At 61.8% G+C, this 364-nt stretch carries 1 protein-coding gene; it reads left to right on the top strand.

From position 1 onward, the window contains the following. A partial coding sequence (locus GIB19_RS28205) for an immunoglobulin-like domain-containing protein (protein WP_274888870.1) occupies positions 1–364 on the top strand: 364 nt, incomplete at both ends.

Below are 364 nucleotides of genomic sequence, written 5' to 3'. Positions count from 1 at the left end.
TCTGACCTTCACGCTGAGCGACGGCAAAACCGTCATCACCGTGCCGGCCAATGGCACCGTCGGTACGGCCACCGTCGCTGCACCGGATAACGTCTACATCGGCCAAAGCTCGGTCAGCCAGACCCTGCAATCGGTAGGCGGCGCGGGCGCCAGCAAGTTCGAAAACCTGACCCTGGACAAGGCTCCGGCCACCACCACGGTCAACGACGAACCCGGCGTAGGCACCCCAGGCAGCAACAACCAGGGCGACAAAGTCGAACTGAGCATCGTTGCCAACCAGACCTCGGTCTTCGAGAACGAAAAACCGACCTTCACCATCAGCATCAAAGAGGCCCTGGACCAGGACCTCACCGTGCAGCTGACC

It is taken from the genome of Pseudomonas sp. ITEM 17296 (assembly GCF_028895205.1).
Classification (GTDB): Bacteria; Pseudomonadota; Gammaproteobacteria; order Pseudomonadales; family Pseudomonadaceae; genus Aquipseudomonas; species Aquipseudomonas kermanshahensis.
Note: the sequence above shows the minus strand (reverse complement) of the source record. Positions and strands in the feature narration are given on the sequence as shown.